This is a genomic window from Streptomyces sp. GL_148, assembly GCF_057834205.1.
This window is the reverse complement of sequence record NZ_CM174396.1, coordinates 7,732,839-7,754,183: the sequence shown is the minus strand read 5'-3', so window position 1 is coordinate 7,754,183 and position 21,345 is coordinate 7,732,839. Positions and strand designations below refer to the sequence as shown.

At 69.3% G+C, this 21,345-nt stretch carries 17 protein-coding genes and 1 pseudogene; 12 read left to right on the top strand and 6 right to left on the bottom strand.

The window, feature by feature from the left end; all coding sequences use genetic code 11:
- Positions 1-413 precede the first annotated feature (413 nt).
- Positions 414-607 (top strand): annotated as a pseudogene (locus tag AC3IYI_RS35045) (diaminopimelate decarboxylase); the annotation flags it as partial.
- Here the strand turns inward: AC3IYI_RS35045 and AC3IYI_RS35040 are convergent.
- From AC3IYI_RS35040 to AC3IYI_RS35025, 4 genes are all read right to left on the bottom strand, one after another.
- Positions 604-738, bottom strand: a complete 135-nt coding sequence (locus tag AC3IYI_RS35040; protein ID WP_489407457.1) for a hypothetical protein — start codon at positions 736-738, stop codon at positions 604-606. The pseudogene AC3IYI_RS35045 and the gene AC3IYI_RS35040 sit on opposite strands and share 4 nt — an antisense overlap.
- A 133-nt stretch (positions 739-871) precedes the next feature.
- The gene (locus tag AC3IYI_RS35035) at positions 872-2,809 is read right to left on the bottom strand and encodes an APC family permease (RefSeq protein ID WP_489407456.1); all 1,938 of its coding nucleotides are present in this window, start codon (positions 2,807-2,809) and stop codon (positions 872-874) included.
- A gap of 197 nt (positions 2,810-3,006) precedes the next feature.
- Positions 3,007-5,157, bottom strand: a complete 2,151-nt coding sequence (gene kdpB, locus AC3IYI_RS35030) for a potassium-transporting ATPase subunit KdpB (protein WP_489407455.1) — start codon at positions 5,155-5,157, stop codon at positions 3,007-3,009.
- A gap of 269 nt (positions 5,158-5,426) precedes the next feature.
- Positions 5,427-7,310: an APC family permease gene (locus AC3IYI_RS35025; protein WP_489407454.1), complete on the bottom strand. Its 1,884-nt coding sequence runs from the start codon at positions 7,308-7,310 to the stop codon at positions 5,427-5,429.
- 218 nt (positions 7,311-7,528) lie between these two features.
- Between AC3IYI_RS35025 and AC3IYI_RS35020 the strand changes: the two genes are divergently transcribed.
- The 9 genes from AC3IYI_RS35020 to AC3IYI_RS34980 all read left to right on the top strand — a co-directional run bounded on the left by AC3IYI_RS35020 (position 7,529) and on the right by AC3IYI_RS34980 (position 16,904).
- Positions 7,529-8,281 carry a DUF4118 domain-containing protein gene (locus tag AC3IYI_RS35020; RefSeq protein ID WP_489407453.1) on the top strand — a complete coding sequence of 251 codons (753 nt, stop codon included), beginning with the start codon at positions 7,529-7,531 and terminating at the stop codon, positions 8,279-8,281.
- 110 nt (positions 8,282-8,391) lie between these two features.
- Positions 8,392-8,535, top strand: a complete 144-nt coding sequence (locus AC3IYI_RS35015; RefSeq protein WP_489407452.1) for a hypothetical protein — start codon at positions 8,392-8,394, stop codon at positions 8,533-8,535.
- Positions 8,532-8,621 (top strand): K(+)-transporting ATPase subunit F, encoded by a 90-nt coding sequence (gene kdpF / locus AC3IYI_RS35010; RefSeq protein WP_489407451.1) that lies wholly within the window; start codon positions 8,532-8,534, stop codon positions 8,619-8,621. Before AC3IYI_RS35015 ends, kdpF begins: the two co-directional genes overlap by 4 nt.
- Before the next feature lie 6 nt (positions 8,622-8,627).
- Positions 8,628-10,292 (top strand): potassium-transporting ATPase subunit KdpA, encoded by a 1,665-nt coding sequence (gene kdpA / locus AC3IYI_RS35005; RefSeq protein ID WP_489407450.1) that lies wholly within the window; start codon positions 8,628-8,630, stop codon positions 10,290-10,292.
- Positions 10,289-12,394, top strand: coding sequence for a potassium-transporting ATPase subunit KdpB (kdpB, locus tag AC3IYI_RS35000; protein WP_489407449.1), 2,106 nt, complete (start codon positions 10,289-10,291; stop codon positions 12,392-12,394). Before kdpA ends, kdpB (AC3IYI_RS35000) begins: the two co-directional genes overlap by 4 nt.
- A 22-nt stretch (positions 12,395-12,416) precedes the next feature.
- Positions 12,417-13,133, top strand: coding sequence for a potassium-transporting ATPase subunit C (locus AC3IYI_RS34995; RefSeq protein ID WP_489407448.1), 717 nt, complete (start codon positions 12,417-12,419; stop codon positions 13,131-13,133).
- Between the two features lie 123 nt (positions 13,134-13,256).
- The gene (locus AC3IYI_RS34990; protein WP_489407447.1) at positions 13,257-13,946 is read left to right on the top strand and encodes a response regulator; all 690 of its coding nucleotides are present in this window, start codon (positions 13,257-13,259) and stop codon (positions 13,944-13,946) included.
- Positions 13,947-13,987: 41 nt separating this feature from the next.
- A complete protein-coding gene (locus tag AC3IYI_RS34985) occupies positions 13,988-16,531 on the top strand; it encodes a DUF4118 domain-containing protein (protein WP_489407446.1) in 2,544 nt (847 codons plus the stop codon).
- A gap of 49 nt (positions 16,532-16,580) precedes the next feature.
- The gene (locus tag AC3IYI_RS34980) at positions 16,581-16,904 is read left to right on the top strand and encodes a hypothetical protein (protein ID WP_489407445.1); all 324 of its coding nucleotides are present in this window, start codon (positions 16,581-16,583) and stop codon (positions 16,902-16,904) included.
- Here AC3IYI_RS34980 and AC3IYI_RS34975 read toward each other — a convergent pair.
- Positions 16,881-17,129: a hypothetical protein gene (locus AC3IYI_RS34975; protein ID WP_489407444.1), complete on the bottom strand. Its 249-nt coding sequence runs from the start codon at positions 17,127-17,129 to the stop codon at positions 16,881-16,883. The genes AC3IYI_RS34980 and AC3IYI_RS34975 overlap by 24 nt on opposite strands.
- Before the next feature lie 105 nt (positions 17,130-17,234).
- Between AC3IYI_RS34975 and AC3IYI_RS34970 the strand changes: the two genes are divergently transcribed.
- Positions 17,235-17,795 (top strand): hypothetical protein, encoded by a 561-nt coding sequence (locus AC3IYI_RS34970; protein ID WP_489407443.1) that lies wholly within the window; start codon positions 17,235-17,237, stop codon positions 17,793-17,795.
- A gap of 170 nt (positions 17,796-17,965) precedes the next feature.
- Positions 17,966-19,939, top strand: coding sequence for an APC family permease (locus AC3IYI_RS34965; RefSeq protein ID WP_489411785.1), 1,974 nt, complete (start codon positions 17,966-17,968; stop codon positions 19,937-19,939).
- A gap of 19 nt (positions 19,940-19,958) precedes the next feature.
- Here the strand turns inward: AC3IYI_RS34965 and AC3IYI_RS34960 are convergent, their stop codons facing one another.
- On the bottom strand, positions 19,959-21,320 hold the full coding sequence (locus AC3IYI_RS34960) for an APC family permease (protein WP_489407442.1): 1,362 nt from the start codon (positions 21,318-21,320) through the stop codon (positions 19,959-19,961).
- Positions 21,321-21,345 lie beyond the last annotated feature (25 nt).

Below are 21,345 nucleotides of genomic sequence, written 5' to 3'. Positions count from 1 at the left end.
GTGCGGATGGTCAGGACCGGCGAGCCGACATGTCCGATCACGGAGAGCAGCTTCTCCTGCGCCTACTCGGATGCCCCTTCGGGTACCGGACCTCGCTTGTTCACCACGACATCGACGACCGGACGGGACGTGAGACGGCTCATGTGGAACCCCTCCTTCACATGCCCCAGTCTGGCCTCGGCCTTCCCCCTTCGGTCAGTGCCGTCCGGCCCCGGCCTCGGGCCCATCGGGCCCCACGCGCGAGGGGCGCGGCCGTGCCCGAAGTCGTGGTCGAGGGCCCGTCGTTACCGTACGGGGCACACACCAGGCGACCGGCCGTGGCAGTCAGCGTCGAGGTGAGGGCAACGGCAGGGCGAACCAGACGGCCTTGCCCTCCGCCGTCGGGAGGGTGCCCCAGGAACTGGCGAGGCGGCGTGGAGCTGCCCGGCGATATCCACCCCGGCGACCTGCTTCGCCGTACCGGTGGCAGGCGCCCACCAGTTGTCCATGGCCTCCGGCTACAACCTCGTCGGCCGCCCGGCGGTCGTCTCGGTCCACGAGGCGACGGCCCGCCTCCTCGTGGACCGAGACGCTGGAGGACTTCCGCAGCCGGGACATCGGCGGCTAGCGCCAAGGCCGGTAGCCGAGCTCGACCACCATCGCGGCGATGACCGCCCAGACGCCGATGCCGAGCAGCCGCAAGGCATCGAGGACCGCGCCGGAGGCGATGACGGTCAGGCCGGCCGCCCCGGGGGCCAATGGGGTCGTGCGGATGCCGGGCGGGACGCCAGAAAGGGGTCACAGGAGTGAGAATCCCGCCGAATCCTCGTCCAAGCGAGGGTCCGGCGGGATTCCTGTCGGCTTTTTGGCGCCGGATCACCGATTCCGGACGTCACCCGGCGTGGACGTGCGGGCGGCGGGCCCGGTCGGGTTCGGCCTCGCGGATGACCTCGCGGGTGACGGGGGCGACTTCGCCCTGGCCGAAGAGGAAGAAGCGCAGGAAGTTGGCCATCGGGTTGCCCTCGGTCCACTCGAAGTAGATGTGGGGGCGCTGGCCGGTCTCGTCGCGTACGTGGAGCAGGAACGCGGCCAGGGCGTTGGGGATGCTGGAGCTCTCCAGGGTCAGGACGCGGTAGCGGCCGTGGAGCACTTCGCCGCGGACCCGCATGCCGGATTCGAACTCCGAGGCGTCCAGGACGGTGACCTCGACGAACATGACGTCGTCGCCGGGCGGGATGTCGTTGTCCGCGCGGATCTGTTCCTTCTTCTGCCGGTACTCCTCCAGGTCCCGGTTGTCGGGCTCGTTCGCGATGAAGCGGATCGTGCGGTTGGACGTGTCGCGGATGAAGCGCTGCGCCATGTCGTCCAGTTCCACGTCCGTGACGCGCAGCTCGAAGACGCGCGCGAGGCGGGAGAGGAGGGAGAGGGCCATGATGCCGGCGATGAAGCAGGCGCCGATCTTCACGCCGTCGGGGCGCTCTACGACGTTGACGGCGGTGGTGTAGACGAGGACCGCCGAGATCACGCCGAAGGCGATGGTCCAGCCGCGCTCGCCCGCCCGGCGGGCCGCGATGGTCACCGCGACGGCCGCCGAAGTGATCAGGACGAGGACGCCGGTGGCGTACGCCCCGCCCTGGGCGTCGACGTCGGCGTTGAAGATCCAGGTCACCAGGAAGGCGATCAGGGTGAAGACGATGACCATCGGGCGCAGGGCGCGGGCCCAGTGCGGGGCCATGCCGTAGCGGGGCAGGTAGCGCGGCATCAGGTTCAGCAGGCCGGCCATGGCCGAGGAACCGGCGAACCAGAGGATGAGGATGGTCGAGATGTCGTAGACGGTGCCGAAGGCCGAGCCGAGGTATTCGTGGGCCAGGAAGGCGAGGGCACGTCCGTTGGCTTCGCCGCCCGTCTTGAACGCGTCGGCGGGAATCAGCAGGGTGGTGATGAAGCTGGAGACGATCAGGAAGACGCTCATGATCACGGCGGCCGTGGTGAGCAGCTTCTTCGTGCCGCGGATCCGGCCCGCCGGCCTGTCGGGAGTGTCGTCAGGATCGCCCTGGACGTGCGGCATGACCGCAACACCCGTCTCGAAACCGGACATGCCCAGCGCGAGCTTGGGGAAGACGACGAGCGCGATCGCGATCATCATGAACGGGTTGCCGTGCTCGGTGGTCAGCGCCTGCGACCAGTCGGTGATGACATGCGGTTCGCTCAGCACCTGCCACACGCCGACGGCCATGACGATCACATTGAGGCCGAGATAGGTGGCCACCAGGACCACGGCCACGCCGATGGCCTCGCTGAACCCCTTGAGGAACACGGCGCCGAGCAGCGCGACCATGATCAGAGTGATCAGCACCTCGTGCCCGTGGAGGGTGCTGGTGAGGTGCGGGTTCTCCACCAGGTGCGCGGTGGCGTCGGCGGCGGAGAGGGTGATGGTGATGAGGAAGTCGGTCGCCGCGAACCCGAGCAGGGTCAGGACGAACAGCTTGCCCTTCCAGAACGTCAGGAGCCGCTCCAGCATGGCGATCGAGCCCTCGCCGTGCGGGCTCTCTTCCGCCACCCGCCGGTACACGGGCAGCGCGCCGAAGAGGGTGAGCAGGACGAGCACGATGGTCGCCAGCGGCGACAGCAGTCCGGCCGCGAGCGCCGCGATACCGGGCTGGTAGCCGAGGGTGGAGAAGTAGTCGAGACCCGTCAGACACATGACCCGCCACCACGGACGGCCGTGCGGCTGGGCCGCCGCCTCCTTCGCGGCGGGCGAACTGTTCTCGGCGGTCAAGCCTTCCAGCATCCACGCCCGCAGGCGCGAGGAGCGGGCAGGGGTGGCCATCGTGGTGGGCTCCTGTCGTACGGCAAAGAATCAGCCATCGACATCGACGGCGGAGCAAGCGTACGCAGCCTGATCACCTATGCACGCAGCTGAGCGAATCCTGACGTGTCCTTAACGCGGGCAGTCCCCCGGCGGCTTAGCGACCGGCATGGCACCCAAACCGAAGGCGTCCTCCACACGAGGAGCGGGGACGGACTTCAGCCGAGGCCGGGGATCGTGGACACCAGCAGGTCGATGAGCTTGATGCCGACGAACGGCAGGATCAGGCCACCGCGGCCGTACACGCCGAGGTTGCGGCGTAGCAGGTCGTGCGCGGAGGCGGGCCGGTAGCGGACGCCGCGCAGGGCGAGCGGGATGAGGGCGACGATGATCAGGGCGTTGAAGATGATCGCGGAGGTGATCGCGGAGGTCGGGCTGTGCAGGCCCATGATGTTGAGCGCGCCGAGGCCAGGGTAGGCCGCGGTGAACATCGCGGGGATGATCGCGAAGTACTTGGCCACGTCGTTCGTGATCGAGAAGGTGGTCAGGGCTCCTCGGGTGATGAGGAGTTGCTTGCCGATCTCCACGATCTCGATGAGTTTGGTGGGGTTGGAGTCCAGGTCCACCATGTTCCCGGCCTCCTTGGCGGCAGAGGTGCCGGTGTTCATCGCCACCCCTACGTCGGCCTGCGCGAGGGCGGGCGCGTCGTTGGTGCCGTCGCCCGTCATCGCGACGAGCTTTCCGCCCTCCTGTTCCCGTTTGATGAGGGCGAGCTTGTCCTCGGGGGTGGCTTCCGCGAGGTACTCGTCGACGCCCGCCTCGGCGGCGATGGCCCGGGCCGTCAGCTCGTTGTCGCCGGTCACCATGACCGTGCGGATGCCCATGGCGCGCAGCTCGGCGAACCGCTCGCGGATGCCGTCCTTGACCACGTCCTTGAGGTGGATGATGCCGAGGACCCGCGGGCCGTCCCAGTCGTGGACCGCCACCAACAGCGGGGTGCCGCCGGACTCGGACACCGCCGCCGACCAGTCGGCGGCCTCGGACGGTACGGTCCCGCCGCGTGCCACCACCCAGTCGCAGACCTGCGTCACCGCGCCCTTGCGGATGGCGCAGCCGGCGCCGTTGTCCCAGCTCAGATTGAGGCCGCTCATTCGGGTGCGGGCGCTGAATTCGGTGAAGCGGGGGTTGCTGAGGTCTTCGGGGGCGGCGGGCTGGAGTCCGTACTGCTGGGCCAGCGCAACGACGGAGCGGCCTTCCGGTGTCTCGTCGGCGAGGGAGGACAGCTGGGCGGCGTCCGCGAGCTTGATGTGTTCGACACCGGGGAGCGCGATGAAGGCCGCGGCCTCACGGTTGCCATGGGTGATGGTGCCGGTCTTGTCGAGGAGGAGGGTGTTGATGTCACCGGCCGCCTCGACGGCGCGGCCGCTCATCGCGATGACGTTGCGCTGGACCAGGCGGTCCATGCCGGCGATGCCGATCGCGGAGAGCAGGGCACCGATCGTGGTGGGGATGAGCGTGACGAGGAGAGCCACCAGGACGGTCGTGGACTGGGCGGCGCCCGCGTAGGCGGCCATCGGCTGGATGGTGACCACGATCAGGATGAAGATGACGGTCAGGGCTGCCAGCAGGATGTTGAGCGCGATCTCGTTCGGGGTCTTCTGCCGGGTGACGCCCTCGACCAGGGCGATCATCCGGTCGATGAAGCTGTTGCCGGGCCGCGAGGTGACCCGTACGACGATCGCGTCCGACAGGACGGTCGTACCGCCCGTGACACCGGTCCGGTCGCCGCCCGACTCCCGCAGTACCGGAGCTGATTCCCCCGTGACGGCCGACTCGTCCACCATTGCGGCGCCGTCGACCACGTCCCCGTCGGCCGGGACCAGCTCCCCGGCCTCGACGAGCACGAAGTCGAAGGGCTGGAGTTCGGCCGGGGTCACCGCCTCGGTTTCCGCGCGGCGCAGGTTGGCCCCGTACGTCCAGTGGTTCAGCCGGAGCGCGACCGTGTCCGTACGCGCCTTGCGCAGCGATTCGGCCTGAGCGCGGCCCCGGCCTTCGGCGACGGCCTCGGCGAGGTTGGCGAACAGGACGGTCAGCCACAGCCAGACGCTGATCACCCACGTGAAGACGGACGGGTGGATGAGCGCCGAGAGCGTCGTCAGGACCGATCCGACCGCGACGACGAACAGCACCGGCTTCTTGACCAGTTCGCGCGGGTGGAGCTTGCCCACGGCCTCCCGGGCGGAGGCCGCGAGGAGCTCGGGCTCCAGCACGTCTCCCTGCCCGGCGCGTTTCCGGGACGGCCGTTTGACCGGAGCCCTCGGAGGGGTTCCGAGACCCGGAGGAACGTGCTGCGCGGCGGCGGGAGCCATGAAAGGACCTTCTGGTGAGTTCGACTTCGGCAAGACACCCCTGCCGGCAGGCCTGGCAGGGGTGCGTGAGAGAGGGGTATCGCCGCCGGGGACTACTCCATGGACCCCCTCGGCCGTCATGTGAGTGATCGAGGCCCCCGGCGGCGCAACAAGCAGGAAACTACCGCCCGTTTTCGAGCTGTCCCCCCATGCACTCGGAGGAATTGGCACCGTCTTGACGGCGGCGCACGAGATGCGTCAAGCATCCGTCAGGGCTACGTCAACGCAGGTCAGCGCACGTCACCAGCGATACGGAGACGCAGTCGGCAGATGACGGCGTCGGTGTCACGGCGTACGGCGTGGGCGACGACGGAACCGCGCTGGTTCTGCAGCATCCGCTGCCACAGGTGGGCGGGTTCGGTCTCCGGGATGAGAACGGTCACCTGGGCGTCCGGGTGTGTCCGCGCCAGCTCGCGGACATACGCCGACACCGGACGGCCGAGCGACCGGGCGTCCGAGGAGACCTCGATCAGCTCGACGTCGGGCTTCCACAACTCCCAGTCCCGGCGCAGGGCTTCGGCCGACTGCTGGTCCTCGGGGGCCGGGTGGGTCACCGTCACCGCGAGGACCTCGTCGCCGAGCGAGCGTGCGGCGGTCAGGGCCTGGCAGGTCAGCTGGGACAGCCCGGAAACCGGTACGACGACCAGGGAGCGGGTACGCCGGGGCGCCTGCGGGATACGGCCGAGCTCCAGGCGCTCGCCGATCTGGGCGTAGGTGCGGTGGATCTTCTCGAATCCGAGGACGATCAGCGGCAGGGCGATGACGATCAGCCAGGCGCCCTCGGTGAACTTGGTGGCGGTGACCACGACCGCCGAGACTCCGGTCAGCAGCGCACCGAAGCCGTTGAGGGCCGCCTTCGCCCGCCAGCTGACTGGACGCTCGCCGCACCAGTGCCGGACCATGCCGACCTGGCAGATGGTGAAGCCGACGAAGACGCCGATCGCGAAGAGCGGGACGAGGGTGTTGGTGTCACCGCCGGAGAACACCAGCAGGACGGCGGATACCAGTGCCAGCCACACCACTCCGTGGCGGTGCACCTGCCGGTCCGCCTTGAGGCCGAAGACGTGCGGCAGGAAGTTGTCGCGGGCCAGCAGGCTCATCAAGACCGGGAGCCCGCCGAAGGAAGTGTTCGCGGCGAGCGCCAGCAACAGCACGGTGGCGAACTGGACGACGTAGAAGGCCGCGTTGTGCCCGAAGGAGGCGTCCGCGAGCTGGGCGAGGACGGTGACGCCCTCGACCGGCTGGAGGTGGAAGCGGGCGATCAGGACCGACAACCCGATGAGCATCACGCCCAGCAGGGCGCCGAGCGCCACTTCGGTGCGCTGGGCCCGCCGGGCGGCCGGGGCCCGGAAGGACGGCACGGCGTTGGCGACGGCTTCGACTCCGGTCAGGGCGGAGCAGCCGGCGGCGAAGGCCTTCAGCAGCAGAAGCGCACCGACCGTGGTGGCGCCCTCCCCCAGCGCGGAGGCGTGCCCGTCGGCCGAGGCGGTGCTCACCGGCCCGTGACGGAACAGGCCGACCACGACCATGGCCAGGATCGAGCCCACGAACACGGCGGTGGGGACGAGGAAGGCCTTGGCCGACTCCACGACCCCGCGCAGGTTCACCGCCGTGACCAGGATGAGCACGCCGAGGCAGATCCACACCCGCTCCCCGTACAGCCCCGGGAAGGCCGAGGTCAGGGCGGCGACGCCGGCGGTCACCGAGACGGCCACGTTCAGCACGTAGTCGAGGATCAGCGAGGCCGCCGCCACCAGGCTCGTTCGCCGGCCCAGGTACCTCTTCGCGACGGCGTACGAGCCCCCGCCGTCCGGGAACGCGGCGATCACCTGCCGATACGAGGCCACGAGTACGGCCAGGAGCGCGGCGATCGCCAGCGTGACAGGGAGGGTGAAACCAAGGCCGTACCCACCGGCCGCCGCCAGGACGAGCACGATCGACTCGGGTCCATACGCGACAGAGGCCATCGCGTCGAGCGACAGCGCGGCCAGGCCTTGGAGGGCGGTCAACCGGTGCCGGTCCCCCGCCGCTCGCGTCCGCACGCCGGTATCAGGAGGCTCCTCCGTGGCCGGAGCCCGTCCTGCCGTGGCCGACTTTCCCATGTGCATGGACATCTTCGCTGTTCCTCCGTTGGACAAAGTGAGGACAGCGTCCGGACGACGAGGCTGGATGACCAGTGCTCTTGGCGCAATCCATACGACCGGCGCCCCAGTCTTCTTGCGCTCCTTACGCCGGGCTCGGCAAGTCGTATGAGATGCGTCAAGACGTGGCCGGGGTGCGTGAACTCCCCCTGCGGCGAGGGAAGGCTTGCTGTGGGGACAGGAGGCATCACATGTCCGGGTACCGACTCCACGACCGCGCCGTCCCGCTCGCGGCGCTCGTGGCGCCCTTCCTCGTGGCGCTCGCGCTCGTACCGTTCCGCGGGGATCTTTCGGCGACGAACGAGGCTCTGATCATGGTCGTCGCGGTGGTCGCGGTCGCCGCGCTCGGCACCCGGGCGGCCGGCGCCCTGGCCGCGCTCTCGGCGGCCGCCTGGTTCGACTTCTTCCTCACCAGGCCCTACCAGCGGTTCACCATCGCCGACGGTTACGAGATCCAGACGGCTGTCCTACTGCTCGCCGTCGGGCTGATCGTCTCGCAACTGGCCGTACGCGTACGGCGCCTCCAGATGGTCGTGGTCACCGACGCCGCGCACCTGTCCAGCCTCCAGGGAACCGCACGGCTGGTTGAGGACGGCGGCTCACCAGAGGCGGTCGTCGAGCAAGTGCGCCGGGAGCTCGTCGGCCTGTTGGGGCTGCGCGCCTGCCGCTTCGAGTACGGAAGCCTCATGGGGTGCCTGCCCCGGCTGGAGCGCGACGGGAGCCTGTGGCTGCGGCGCGGCGGCCGGATCACGCAGTACGCGGACTGGCCGGACGGGGAAACCGAACTGCGGGTCGTCGGCGGAGGCCATTACTACGGCCGCTTCCTCCTCGACCCGCTGCCGGACCGGCCCCTGCCCTCCGAAGAGGCGCGCCTGGTGGCGGTCGCGCTGGCCGCGCAGGCAGGCGCCGCCCTGGACACGGCCGGCCTGTCCCACCGGGGTTGACCGGCGGTTGACCGGCCGTTCACGGCCCCTGGCGTAAGTGTGGCGTTAAGAGTTCCTTGACGGCCGTATGGACACCGTCAAGACGTCTTAACGCCGAGGTGAAGACACGGTTGTCTCGTCATCGGCCGTCTGGCCGATTCTTCTCTTCCCTCTTCATCCAGGAGCTCACGGTGGCCGATCTGGCCTTCGTCGTCACCACGGTCGCGGTCTTCGCGCTGGTGGCCCTCATCGCCCGGGGGGTGACCAAGCTGTGAACGTCGAAAACATCATCGGCCTCGTCGTGGCCGTCTCCCTGCTCGGATACCTCATCCTCGCCCTCGTGTACCCGGAGAGGTTCTAGCCACCGATGAGTCCCGTTCTCGCTGGTGTGCTCCAGCTCCTCGCACTGATTGCAGCGCTCGCACTGGCCTACCGCCCGCTGGGCGACTACATGGCCCGCGTCTACTCCTCCGAAAAGCACTACAAGCCGGAGAAGTGGATCTACAAGGCGGTCGGCGCCAACCCCACCGCCGAGATGCGCTGGCCCGCCTACCTGCGCAGCATCCTCGCCTTCTCCGCCGTGAGCGTCCTCTTCCTCTACGCCCTCCAGCGGGCCCAGGGCATCCTTCCGGGCTCGCTCGGCTTCTCCGCGATCGACCCGGACCAGGCCTTCAACACCGCCGCGTCCTTCGTCGCGAACACCAACTGGCAGTCGTACTACGGCGAGCAGGCCATGGGCCACGTCGTACAGACCGGCGGCCTGGCCGTGCAGAACTTCGTCTCCGCCGCCGTGGGCATGGCCGTCGCGGTCGCCCTCGTACGGGGCTTCGCACGCTCCCGTACCGGTGAACTCGGCAACTTCTGGGCCGACATGGTCCGCGGAGTGGTCCGGATCCTGCTGCCCATCTCCGTGATCGGCGCGATCGTCCTGGTCGCCTGCGGTGCGATCCAGAACTTCGCCGGCATCCACGAGGTCGGCCAGTTCCTGGGCGGTACCCAGCAGTGGAACGGCGGCGCCGTCGCCTCGCAGGAAGTCATCAAGGAGCTGGGCACCAACGGCGGCGGCTACTTCAACGCCAACTCGGCCCACCCCTTCGAGAACCCGGGCCCCTTCTCGAACCTCTTCGAGATCTTCCTGATCCTCCTCATCCCTTTGTCACTCACCCGCACCTTCGGGCGCATGGTGGGCAACCTGCGCCAGGGCTACGCGATCCTCGCGACGATGGCCACCATCTGGATCGGCTTCACCGCGTTGATGATGTGGACCGAGTTCGCGCACCACGGCCCCGCGCTCCAGGCCGCCGGCGGCGCGATGGAGGGCAAGGAGACCCGCTTCGGCATCGGTGCCTCCGCGATCTTCTCGGTCGCCACGACGCTGACCTCGACCGGCGCGGTCAACTCCTTCCACTCCTCCTACACCGGCCTCGGCGGCGGAATCCAGCTGCTGGGCATGCAGCTCGGCGAGATCGCGCCCGGCGGCGTCGGCTCCGGCCTCTACGGCATGCTGATCATGGCGATCATCGCCGTGTTCATCGCCGGCCTGATGGTCGGCCGCACCCCGGAGTACCTGGGCAAGAAGATCGGCACCCGCGAGATCAAGTTCGCGGCCTGCTACATCCTGATCACCCCGGCCCTGGTGCTGTGCTTCACCGCCGCGGCGATGGCCCTGCCCACCCCGGCCAACTCCATGACCAACAGCGGGGCGCACGGCTTCTCCGAGATCCTCTACGCGTACACCTCGGGTGCCAACAACAACGGCTCCGCCTTCGCCGGGCTGAACGCCGACACGCAGTGGTTCAACAGCACCATCGGCATCGCCATGCTGCTCGGCCGCTTCCTGCCCATGGTGTTCGTCCTCGCGCTGGCCGGCTCACTCGCCGAGCAGAAGCCCGTACCCGAGACCGCGGGCACGCTCCGTACCGACAAGCCCCTCTATACGGGCTTGCTCGTCGGCACCATCCTCATCGTCACCGGTCTGACCTACTTCCCGGCCCTCGCGCTGGGTCCGCTCGCCGAAGGGCTCGCATCATGAGCACCGCCACACCTACCAGGGCTCCGCACCAGGACGTGCCCACCGGACACAAGCCGGACAGCGGACGCGTGGGCGGCGGCCTCTTCGACCCCAAGCAGCTGCTGAAGTCCTTCCCGGACGCCGTCCGCAAGCTCGACCCCCGGGTGATGATCAAATCCCCCGTCATGTTCGTCGTCCTGATCGGCTCGGTGGTCACCACCGTCCTGGCGATCAAGGACCCGAACGACTGGTTCGGCTGGGCGATCACCGTCTGGCTGTGGCTGACCACCATCTTCGCGAACCTCGCGGAAGCCGTCGCGGAGGGCCGCGGTAAAGCCCAGGCCGACACGCTGCGCAAGGCCAAGACCGACTCCATCGCCCGCCGCCTGACCAAGGACGGCAAGGGTGAGGAGCAGGTCCCGGGCGCGGAGCTGCGTATCGGCGACCTGGTGGTCTGCGAGGCGGGCGACATCATCCCCGGCGACGGGGACGTCGTCGAAGGCGTCGCTTCCGTGGACGAGTCCGCCATCACGGGTGAGTCAGCTCCGGTGATCCGCGAGTCGGGCGGCGACCGCAGCGCCGTAACGGGGGGCACGAAGGTCCTCTCCGACCGCATCGTCATCAAAATCACGACGAAGCCGGGTGAAACCTTCATCGACCGGATGATCGCGCTGGTCGAGGGCGCGGCCCGGCAGAAGACGCCCAACGAGATCGCGCTCAACATCCTCCTGGCGTCCCTCACCATCGTCTTCCTGCTCGCCGTCGTCACCCTCCAGCCGTTCGCGATCTACGCGGGCGCCGAGCAGTCGATGATCGTGCTGACGGCGCTGCTGGTCTGCCTGATCCCCACGACGATCGGTGCTCTGCTCTCCGCGATCGGCATCGCCGGCATGGACCGGCTCGTGCAGCGCAACGTTCTCGCTATGAGCGGCCGCGCGGTCGAGGCCGCCGGCGACGTCTCCACTCTCCTCCTGGACAAGACGGGCACGATCACCCTCGGCAACCGTCAGGCCTCGGAGTTCGTCCCGGTCAAGGGCACGACGGAGGCGGAACTGGCCGACGCCGCGCAGCTCTCCTCCCTCGCGGACGAGACCCCCGAGGGCCGCTCGATCGTGGTCCTCGCGAAGGAGAAGTACGGACTGCGCGAACGCCACCAGGGCGAACAGGCCCACGCCGACTGGATCGCCTTCACCGCCCAGACCCGTATGTCGGGCGTGGACGTCGACGGCAAGCAGACCCGCAAGGGCGCGGCCGGCTCGGTCATCACCTGGGTCAAGGAGCAGGGCGGCGAGGTCTCCGACGACGCCGACATGCTCGCCAACAAGATCTCGGAAGCGGGCGGCACTCCGCTCCTCGTCGCCGTCAAGGACGACAAGGGGGCCCGTGTCCTGGGTGTCATCCACCTCAAGGATGTCGTCAAGGAGGGCATGCGCGAACGCTTCGACGAGCTGCGACGCATGGGCATCAAGACCATCATGATCACCGGCGACAACCCGCTGACCGCCAAGGCCATCGCCGAGGAGGCGGGCGTGGACGACTTCCTCGCGGAAGCGACGCCCGAGGACAAGATGGCCCTCATCAAGCGGGAACAGGCCGGCGGAAAGCTCGTCGCGATGACCGGCGACGGCACGAACGACGCCCCGGCCCTCGCCCAGGCCGACGTGGGCGTCGCGATGAACACCGGCACCTCGGCCGCCAAGGAGGCCGGGAACATGGTGGACCTGGACTCCAACCCCACCAAGCTCATCGAAATCGTGGAGATCGGCAAGCAGTTGCTGATCACCCGGGGAGCCCTGACCACCTTCTCCATCGCCAACGACGTCGCGAAGTACTTCGCGATCATCCCGGCCATGTTCGCCGTGGTCTACCCGGGCCTGGACAAGCTCAACATCATGGGCCTGCACTCCCCCGAGTCGGCGATCCTCTCCGCCGTCATCTTCAACGCGCTGATCATCATCGCCCTCGTACCGCTCGCCCTCAAGGGCGTCCAGTACAAGCCGACCAGCGCCGATCAGATGCTCCGCCGCAACATCGGCCTCTACGGACTCGGCGGCCTCATCGCCCCGTTCATCGGCATCAAGATCATCGACCTGCTCATCTCCCTCATCCCCGGCCTCTCCTGATTAGGAACGTGCTGATCCCGCCATGAACAGTTCCGTATCCAGCACCTTCCGCCTGATCGGCGCGGGCCTGCGCGCTCTCCTCGTCCTGACCGTGATCTGCGGGGTCATCTACCCCCTCGCCGTCACCGGCATCGCCCAGGCAGTCTTCAACGACAACGCCAACGGCTCCGAAATCAAGGACGAGAGCGGCCAGGTCGTCGGCTCCTCCCTCATCGGCCAGACCTACAACCTGCCGAAGAACGACCCGAACGACGCCAAGGAAGCCGCAAAGCCGGACCTCAAGTGGTTCCAGCCGCGCCCCTCCAACGGCCTCGGCGCCAACAGCATCAACACCCAGTACTCGCTGATCCTCTCCGGCGCCACCAACCGCTCCGCCGACAACGGGGCCGTCGACGGCAAGTGCAGCGACCAGGCGGAGGAAGGCACCCTCTGCGCCCAGGTCATCGCCGCCAAGGACGCCGTCATCACGGACAACTCCACGGCCTCCTACAAGGTCAAGCCCGAGGACGTGCCGGCCGACGCCGTCACCTCCTCCGGCTCCGGCCTGGACCCGGCCATCTCCCCCGAGTACGCCAAGCTCCAGATCCACCGCGTCGCCGAGCAGAACAAGCTCGACGTCAAGCAGGTCGAAAAGCTCGTCGCCGACCATACCGAGGGCCGGACGCTCGGATTCATGGGCGAACCCCGCGTCAATGTCCTCGAGCTCAACATCGCCTTGAAGGCGCTGTCCAAGAGCTGATGTTCCACATCGCACGGTAACGAAGCCGGCGGGGCGCCGAAGCTCCCCCAGCTACCGCTGGGAGGGGCCCAGCGCCCCGCCGGCTTCCTGCCGTGTCCGCAACGAAGGAAAGGCTGCACACCGATGACCCGGGTGCTGGTGGTGGAGGACGATCCTCAGCTCGTCCGCGCGCTGAAGATCAATCTCCAGGCGCGCAAGTTCGAGGTGGAGGAAGCCGCTGACGGCGGCACGGCCCTGCGACTCGCCGCCGCCCACAAGCCGGACGTCATAGTGCTCGACCTCGGACTCCCCGACATGGACGGCATCGAAGTCATCAAGGGCGTCCGCGGCTGGAGCAAGGTCCCCATCCTGGTCCTCTCCGCCCGTCACACCTCGGAGGACAAGATCCGGGCGCTGGACGCCGGCGCGGACGACTACGTGACGAAACCGTTCAGCATGGACGAGCTCCTGGCCCGGCTGAGAGCATCCACCCGCAGACAGGAGTCACCCGAGTCCTCCCAGTCGGCGGAGGTCTCCGTCGTCACGACCGACGAGTTCAGCATCGATCTGATCGCGAAGAAGGTGCACCGGGGCGAGCGCACCGTACGGCTGACCCCGACCGAATGGCACCTGCTGGAGATCCTCATCACCCACCCGGGCCGGCTGATCTCCCAGAGTCAGCTGCTGCTGGAGGTCTGGGGACCGACGTACGGGGAGAACACCAACTACCTGCGGGTCTACATGGCCCAACTACGGCGCAAACTGGAGGCGGATCCCTCGCACCCGCGCTATCTGATCACCGAGCCGGGCATGGGATACCGCTTCGAACCCTGATCACCCGCCCAATCCCCAGCACACAGAAGAAGAGACGGAACATGGGACGCGGCAAGCTCCGCATCTACCTCGGCGCCGCGCCGGGCGTCGGCAAGACGTACGCGATGCTCTCCGAGGCGCACCGCCGGACCGAGCGGGGCACCGACTGCGTCGTCGGCTTCGTCGAGCACCACCACCGCCCGCGCACCGAGGTCATGCTGCACGGCCTCGAACTCATCGAGCGGCGCAAAATCGAGTACCGGGGCACCACCTTCACCGAGATGGACGTCGACGCGATCCTCGCCCGGCGCCCCGCCGTCGCGCTGGTGGACGAGCTCGCGCACACCAATGTGCCGGGCTCGCGCAACGCCAAGCGCTGGCAGGACGTCGAGGAGCTCCTCCAGGCCGGCATCGACGTCGTCTCCACCGTCAACATCCAGCACCTCGAATCGCTGGGCGACGTGGTCGAGACGATCACCGGGGTCCGCCAGCGCGAGACGGTCCCCGACGAAGTCGCCCGGCGCGCCGACCAGATCGAGCTGGTCGACATGTCCCCGCAGGCCCTGCGACGGCGCATGGCCCACGGCAACGTCTACAAGCCCGACAAGGTCGACGCGGCCCTGTCCAACTACTTCCGCCCCGGCAACCTCACCGCCCTGCGCGAGCTCGCCCTGCTCTGGGTCGCCGACCGGGTCGACGAGTACCTCCAGGAGTACCGGGGCGAGCACAACATCCGCACCACCTGGCAAGCCCGCGAACGCATCGTCGTCGGCCTCACCGGCGGCCCGGAAGGCCGTACGCTCATCCGCCGCGCCGCCCGCCTCGCGGAGAAGGGCTCCGGTGGCGAAGTCCTGGCCGTCTACATCGCCGCCAGCGACGGACTGACGTCCGCCTCCCCCAAGGAACTCGCCGTCCAGCGGACCCTGGTGGAGGACCTCGGCGGAACCTTCCACCACGTCATAGGCGACAACGTCTCCGACGCGCTCCTGGAGTTCGCCCGCGGATGCAACGCCACCCAGATCGTCCTCGGCGTCAGCCGCCGCCGATCCTGGCAGTCCGTCTTCAGCCCCGGTGTCAGCGCCACAGTCGCCCGCGAATCGGGACCCGACCTCGACGTCCACATCGTCACCCACGACGAGGCCGCCAAGGGCCGCGGGCTCCCGGTCGCCCGAGGGGCACGGCTGGGGCGCTCGCGCATCATCTGGGGCTGGCTGGCCGGTGTGGCCGGACCCGCGCTCCTGACCGTGCTACTGAACCAGGTCGTCCCCGACATTGGGCTGGCCAACGACATGCTGCTCTTCCTCACCTTCACGGTGGCGGCGGCGCTGCTGGGCGGGCTGCTCCCCGCGCTGGCCTCGGCGGCCTTCGGCTCCCTGCTCCTGAACTACTTCTTCACCCCGCCCCTGCACGAGTTCACCATCTCCGACCCCAAGAACATCGTCGCCATCGCGATCTTCGTGGGGGTGGCCGTGTCGGTGGCCTCCGTGGTCGACCTGGCCGCCCGGCGCACCCACCAGGCCGCCCGGCTGCGCGCCGAGTCGGAGATCCTCTCCTTCCTCGCGGGCAGCGTCCTGCGCGGCGAGAACTCCCTCGACGCCCTCCTGGAGCGGCTGCGCGAGACCTTCTCGATGAAGTCGGTCGTCCTCCTGGAGCGCACCAGCGAAGTCGACCCCTGGACCAACGCCGCATCGGTCGGCACCGGCGCCGTCAGCCGCCCCGAGGACGCTGACGTCGACCTGCCCATCGGCGACAACATGGCCCTCGCCCTGACCGGCCGGGTGCTCCCGGCCGAGGACCGCCGGGTCCTCGGCGCCTTCGCCGCCCAGGCCGCCGTCGTGCTCGACCGCCAGCGCCTGGTCGACCAGGCCGAGAAGTCCCGCGGGCTCGCCGAAGCCAACCGGATCCGTACCGCGCTGCTGGCTGCCGTCAGCCACGACCTGCGCACCCCGCTCGCCGGCATCAAGGCCTCGGTCAGCTCCCTGCGCTCCGACGACGTGGAATGGTCCGAGGAGGACAAGGCCGAGCTCCTCGAAGGCATCGAGGACGGCGCCGACCGCCTGGCCGCGCTGATCGGGAATCTCCTCGACATGTCCCGCCTCAACACCGGCACCGTCGTCCCCCTGATCCGCGAGACGGACCTCGACGAGGTCGTCCCGATGGCACTGGGAGGCGTACCGGAGGACAGCGTCGTCCTGGACATCCCCGAGACCCTACCGATGATCGCCGTAGACCGCGGTCTGCTGGAACGGGCCGTCGCCAACATCGTCGAGAACGCCGTCAAGTACAGCCCAGAGGGGCAGCCGGTCAACGTCTCCGCCAGCGCCCTCGCCAGCCGCGTCGAACTGCGTGTCGTCGACCGCGGCCCCGGCGTCCCCGACGAGGCAAAGGGCCGGATCTTCGAACCCTTCCAGCGCCACGGCGACGCCCCGCGCGGTGCCGGAGTCGGACTGGGTCTCGCCGTCGCCCGCGGCTTCACCGAGGCCATCGGCGGCACCCTCACCGCCGAAGACACGCCCGGCGGCGGCCTGACCATGGTCATCACCCTCCCCATAGCGGGAGGTGGCCCTCCAACTCTCCCCAACCTCCCGGCTGCCGCCACCACGTAGCCGCCGTGCCCGCCTGTCCGCCCTCACGACAATTCGGAGTTCTCCAGCCATGAACTGGCAGTTGACCGGCCTCGTCCTCTTCTCCGTCACGCTGCTGCCCGTCGGCATGGCCATGGCCGCCGACCGGATACCGCCCCGCCTGCGCGGTCGACTCGCACCGGTACGCCCGCGCGGCTGGTGTGTGCTGGCGATCTACTCCGTGGCCCCGCTCAACGCGGTCCCTCGCCTTGCCGATGCTTCCCCCGACGTAACCCTCACCTGTACGGCAGCCGCGGGGGTCCTCGCCGTCACCGGCTGCCTGCTGCTGGGCATCGCCACCCACCGGCACGGCCGCCGCTCCGCGGCAGCTCTACCGGAACGTGCCGCGGGCTGAACTGACGACAGAGATCGGCACTCCTGCCTCAAGGAACAGCAGTCCAGCGATGCTTCCGTCCGTGTGGAAGGTCACGCGGAACTCCCCGGGCTGGTGTTCCATGCGCAGCGGCACGTTGACCACGGTGAATTCGCCGAATGTGACGTGCTTGGGATTCCCGGCGACTGATAGGTTCCGGCCGGACTGCCCCTGGCGGTCCGCACTTGTGATCGCCGGGCTCGCCATCGGCTGGACTCCCTGCCGTCAGGACGCCGTCAGGAATCGCGCCACCGCGTCAGAAGTCCGTCAGGATCCGGATCCTAAGGGCCCGCCCGCTCTAACGTCACACCCATGGGACGACGTTTCACGCTGTCCGCGACCGGTGCACGCGCCGAGCTCGCGGGGCCCGCCGGTCCGGTGGTGCACGACATGGATTGGGCCGGTGCAAGGCGCACGGCGATCGGCGCCGCCGCCCTGCTGCTCGCCGCACTGCTCGTGATGGACGCCGTGGCCGGCCGTCTCGACACCCCCCGCACCGCGCTCTGGACCGGGCTGGCCTGCACCCTCTTCGCCATCTTGTTACCGCCGCGAGTCTCCGCTCGGCCTGGTCTGCTGACCGTACGCGGGCTGCTTGTCGAACACAGGGTCCGGACAGATGCCCTCGTCTCGGTCCGCTTGTCCGACGGGGTGGCCCAGCGGATGATCCTGCGGGATGCCCACGGCCGCCGAGTCGAGATCGACCCGGACGTCCTCGTCCGCAACCCCGCCCTGTGGCACCGGCTCGACACGGACACCCGCAGCTCCGTCGAACGGGGCACCCTGCTGTGCGGGGCAACCGCACTGCGCCAGCTGGCCGAACGAATCGACCGTGCCGCCGCCCAAACCGTCTTCAAGATCTCCGGGCTCGACTGAACCGTCTTCGTCGCACGCCTCCGCCGCCATTTGCCCGGCCATCCACCCCTGATCCGGGACTCCTGACGCCTCCTGAACGCGCCCGGCACGCGCTGACGGCCGCCCCTGCATACGCTCGCGCCGTGCTCAACGTGACCGGTCTGCTCAAGCGCCTCGTGATCGGCCGGGCCATGCGCAGCGAGGAGCTGGGCGAGACCCTGCTGCCCAAGCGCCTCGCCCTGCCCATCTTCGCCTCCGACCCGCTCTCCTCGGTGGCGTACGCCACCCAGGAGATCCTGCTCGTCCTCACCCTGGGCGGACTGGCCTATCTGCACTTCACCCCGTGGATCGCGCTCGCGGTCGTCTGCCTGATGACGGTCGTGGTGCTCTCCTACCAGCAGGTCGTGCGCGCGTACCCGAGCGGAGGCGGCTCGTACGAGGTCGCCTCGACCAATCTCGGACCGTCGGCCGGCCTGGTGGTGGCCGCCTCGCTGATGGTCGACTACGTCATGACCGTGGCCGTGTCGGTCGCCTCCGGCGTGGACAACATCATCTCCGCGCTGCCGAGCCTGGCCGAGCATCGTGTGCTCCTCGCCCTCGGCTTCGTCGCGCTGCTGACCGCGATGAACCTGCGCGGCGTCAAGGAGTCCGGCCGGGCGTTCGCCACCCCGACATACCTGTTCATCGGCGGCGTGCTGATCATGGTCGCGACGGGGCTGTTCCGGTACCTGATCGGCGACGCGCCGGTCGCGGAGAGTGCGGCGTACGGAATCGAGCCCGAGCCGGCCGACGCGAACCTGGCGGGCTTCGCGATGCTCATGCTCGTACTCCGGGCATTCTCCAGCGGCTGTACGGCGCTGACGGGTGTCGAGGCCATCTCCAACGGCGTGCCGGCCTTCCGCAGGCCCAAGGCCGCCAACGCCGCCAAGACCATGGCGGCCATGGGCATCATCGCTATCACCATGTTCGTGGGCGTCACCGCCCTGGCCCTGATCGCCAAGGTGCACATCGTCGACGACCCCTGCCGCCTGACCGGGCTCGCCGACTGCGCGGGGTACGCCCAGCGGACCGTCATCGCCCAGCTCGCGGCCTCCGTCTTCGGCGGCTCGGACAGCGTCGGCTTCTACTTCATCCAGGCCGCCACCGCGCTCATCCTGATCCTGGCCGCCAACACGGCGTACAACGGCTTCCCGCTGCTCACCTCGATCCTCGCCCAGCACCGCTACCTGCCGCGCCAGCTGCACAACCGCGGCGACCGGCTCGCCTTCTCCAACGGCATCATCGCCCTGGCCGTGGTCGCCGGACTCCTGCTCTGGGGCTACAAGGCGAACGTCACCAGCCTCATCCACCTCTACATCCTGGGCGTGTTCACCTCCTTCACCCTCTCCCAGCTGGGCATGGTCCGGCACTGGAACCGAGAACTGCGCACCGAAACCGACCCAACCGTGCGCCGCCGCCACATGGTCACGCGGTCCATCAACGGGCTCGGCGCCTGCGTGACCGGCCTGGTCCTGGTCATCGTCCTGGCCACGAAGTTCACGCAGGGCGCCTGGCTCGCCGTACTCGCGGCCCTGGTCCTGTGGGTGATGATGCGCGGCATCCGCCACCACTACGACCGCACCGCGGCCGAGCTCGCCGTCACCGACCCGCGCGCCGAGATGGCCCCGCCGCCCCGGGTCATCGCCATCGTGCTCGTCTCCACCATCCACAAGCCGACCCTGCGCGCCCTGGCGTACGCCCGCGCCATGCGCGCGGACCGGCTGGAGGCACTTACGGTCGCCGTCGACCGCGAATCCGCCGGCGCGCTCCAGCGGCAGTGGGACGCGTATGAGATCGAGACCCCGCTGAAGGTCATCGACTCCCCGTACCGGGAGATCACCCGCCCCGTGGTCGAGTACGTACGCGACATCCGCCGGGACAGCCCGCGGGACATCGTCAGCGTGTTCATCCCCGAGTACGTCGTCGGCCACTGGTGGGAGAACCTCCTCCACAACCAGTCAGCGCTGTGGCTCAAGAGTCGGCTGCTCTTCACCCCGGGCGTCATGGTCACCAGCGTCCCCTGGCAGCTGACCTCCTCCACCCGCGCCGACCACCCGGCGGCCCGCGCCCCCGGCGCCTACCGCCGCGGCGAACCCGTCCGCGAGGAGGCGGCGCCGAAGGGCTGAGGCGGCCGCTGCCTTCGCGTCAGTCGGCTTCGGCTCGGGCCTCGACGTCCTCGATGCCCGAGGGGCGGCCGGCCCGGGCCCAGCGCAGGTAGAGCGCGCCCGCGATGAGCAGCGTGGCGGCCAGGGAGAGTACGGGCCAGCCGCGGAGCAGGTTCACGAGGAGGGTGAAGGCCACGGCCGCGGCCGCGAGGCCGTTGACCCAGGCGAGGGCCGTCTTGCGCTCCGTACGGGCGAAGCGGGTCATGGCCAGCAGGCCGACCAGGAAGCTGACGAAGACCGCGACCGCGTAGAAGAGGACGAGTTCCTGCTCCTCCCCCGCGGCGGCCACGATGATCAGGGCGGCCGCCGCGAGGTAGACGACGGCGGACCAGTACGGGGTGTGGTGGCGGTTGGTCCGGCCGAGGACGGTGGGCAGTACGCCGGGACGGACGGCGGTGCCTGCCAGCGCCTTGAGCAGGCCGGGGCCGGCCTGGAAGGAGGAGCTGGCGGCGGCGAGCAGCAGGAGGGCGCTGGTGAGCTGGAAGGCGCCGTAGAGCCATCCGGATCCGGCGGCGGCCCGGGCGATGTCGGCGATCTGGGTGGAGTCCTCACCGGGGATGCCGATGTGCAGGCGAACGGCCAGCGCGGTCAGGCCCAGGGTCAGACCGCCGACGATGACCAGGAGCAGGGCGAGCGTGCCGCGCCCGAAACGGCGGCGGTGGGTGTCGTCGAGCTGGCCGAGCTGGGCGATCGCCGTGGAGGGGGCCTCGATCCCGGTGGCCAGGGCCATGGCGACGGGGAAGGCCAGGACCACGGCCAGAGCGGCCGAGCGGCCCGGGTCGGTGGAGGCGGGGGCCGTACCGGCCGCGTGCGGCGAAACGAAGCCCTGGACGAGTACGGCGACGCAGACGAGGACGAACAGCACGGTCATCACGGCGAAGAGCAGCCGTCCGCCGTGCCCGAACCAGGTGAGCCCCGCGACGACCAGGAGCAGGAGTAGCGCGAGGGGGATCCGGAGTGGAGCCAGGCCCGGGAACAGCGCGATCACGGCACTGGCGGCGGCCGCGATGGAGATCCCGATGGTCAGCACGAAGTCGACGACCAGGGCGCCGATCGGTACGAACGTCCACCGCGGACCGAAGGCCCGCCCGGCGGCAGCGGCCGCTCCCCCGCCCTGGGGGAAGCGGCGTACGAGCTGCCAGTAGTTCGCGGTGACCACCACGACCAGCCCTACGACCAGGGCCATCGTCGGCAGCAGCAGCGCGAGGTCGCCGTGCAGGGCGCGCAGGGCTGCCTCGATGGCGTACGCGACCGAGGAGACGGGGTCGGCGATGACGGCGAAGGCGAACGCGAAGAAGAGGATGGAGCGGCGTGGGCCGCGGCGGCCGGCGGGGACAGGCACAGCAGGTTGCTGCATGGCGGTCATA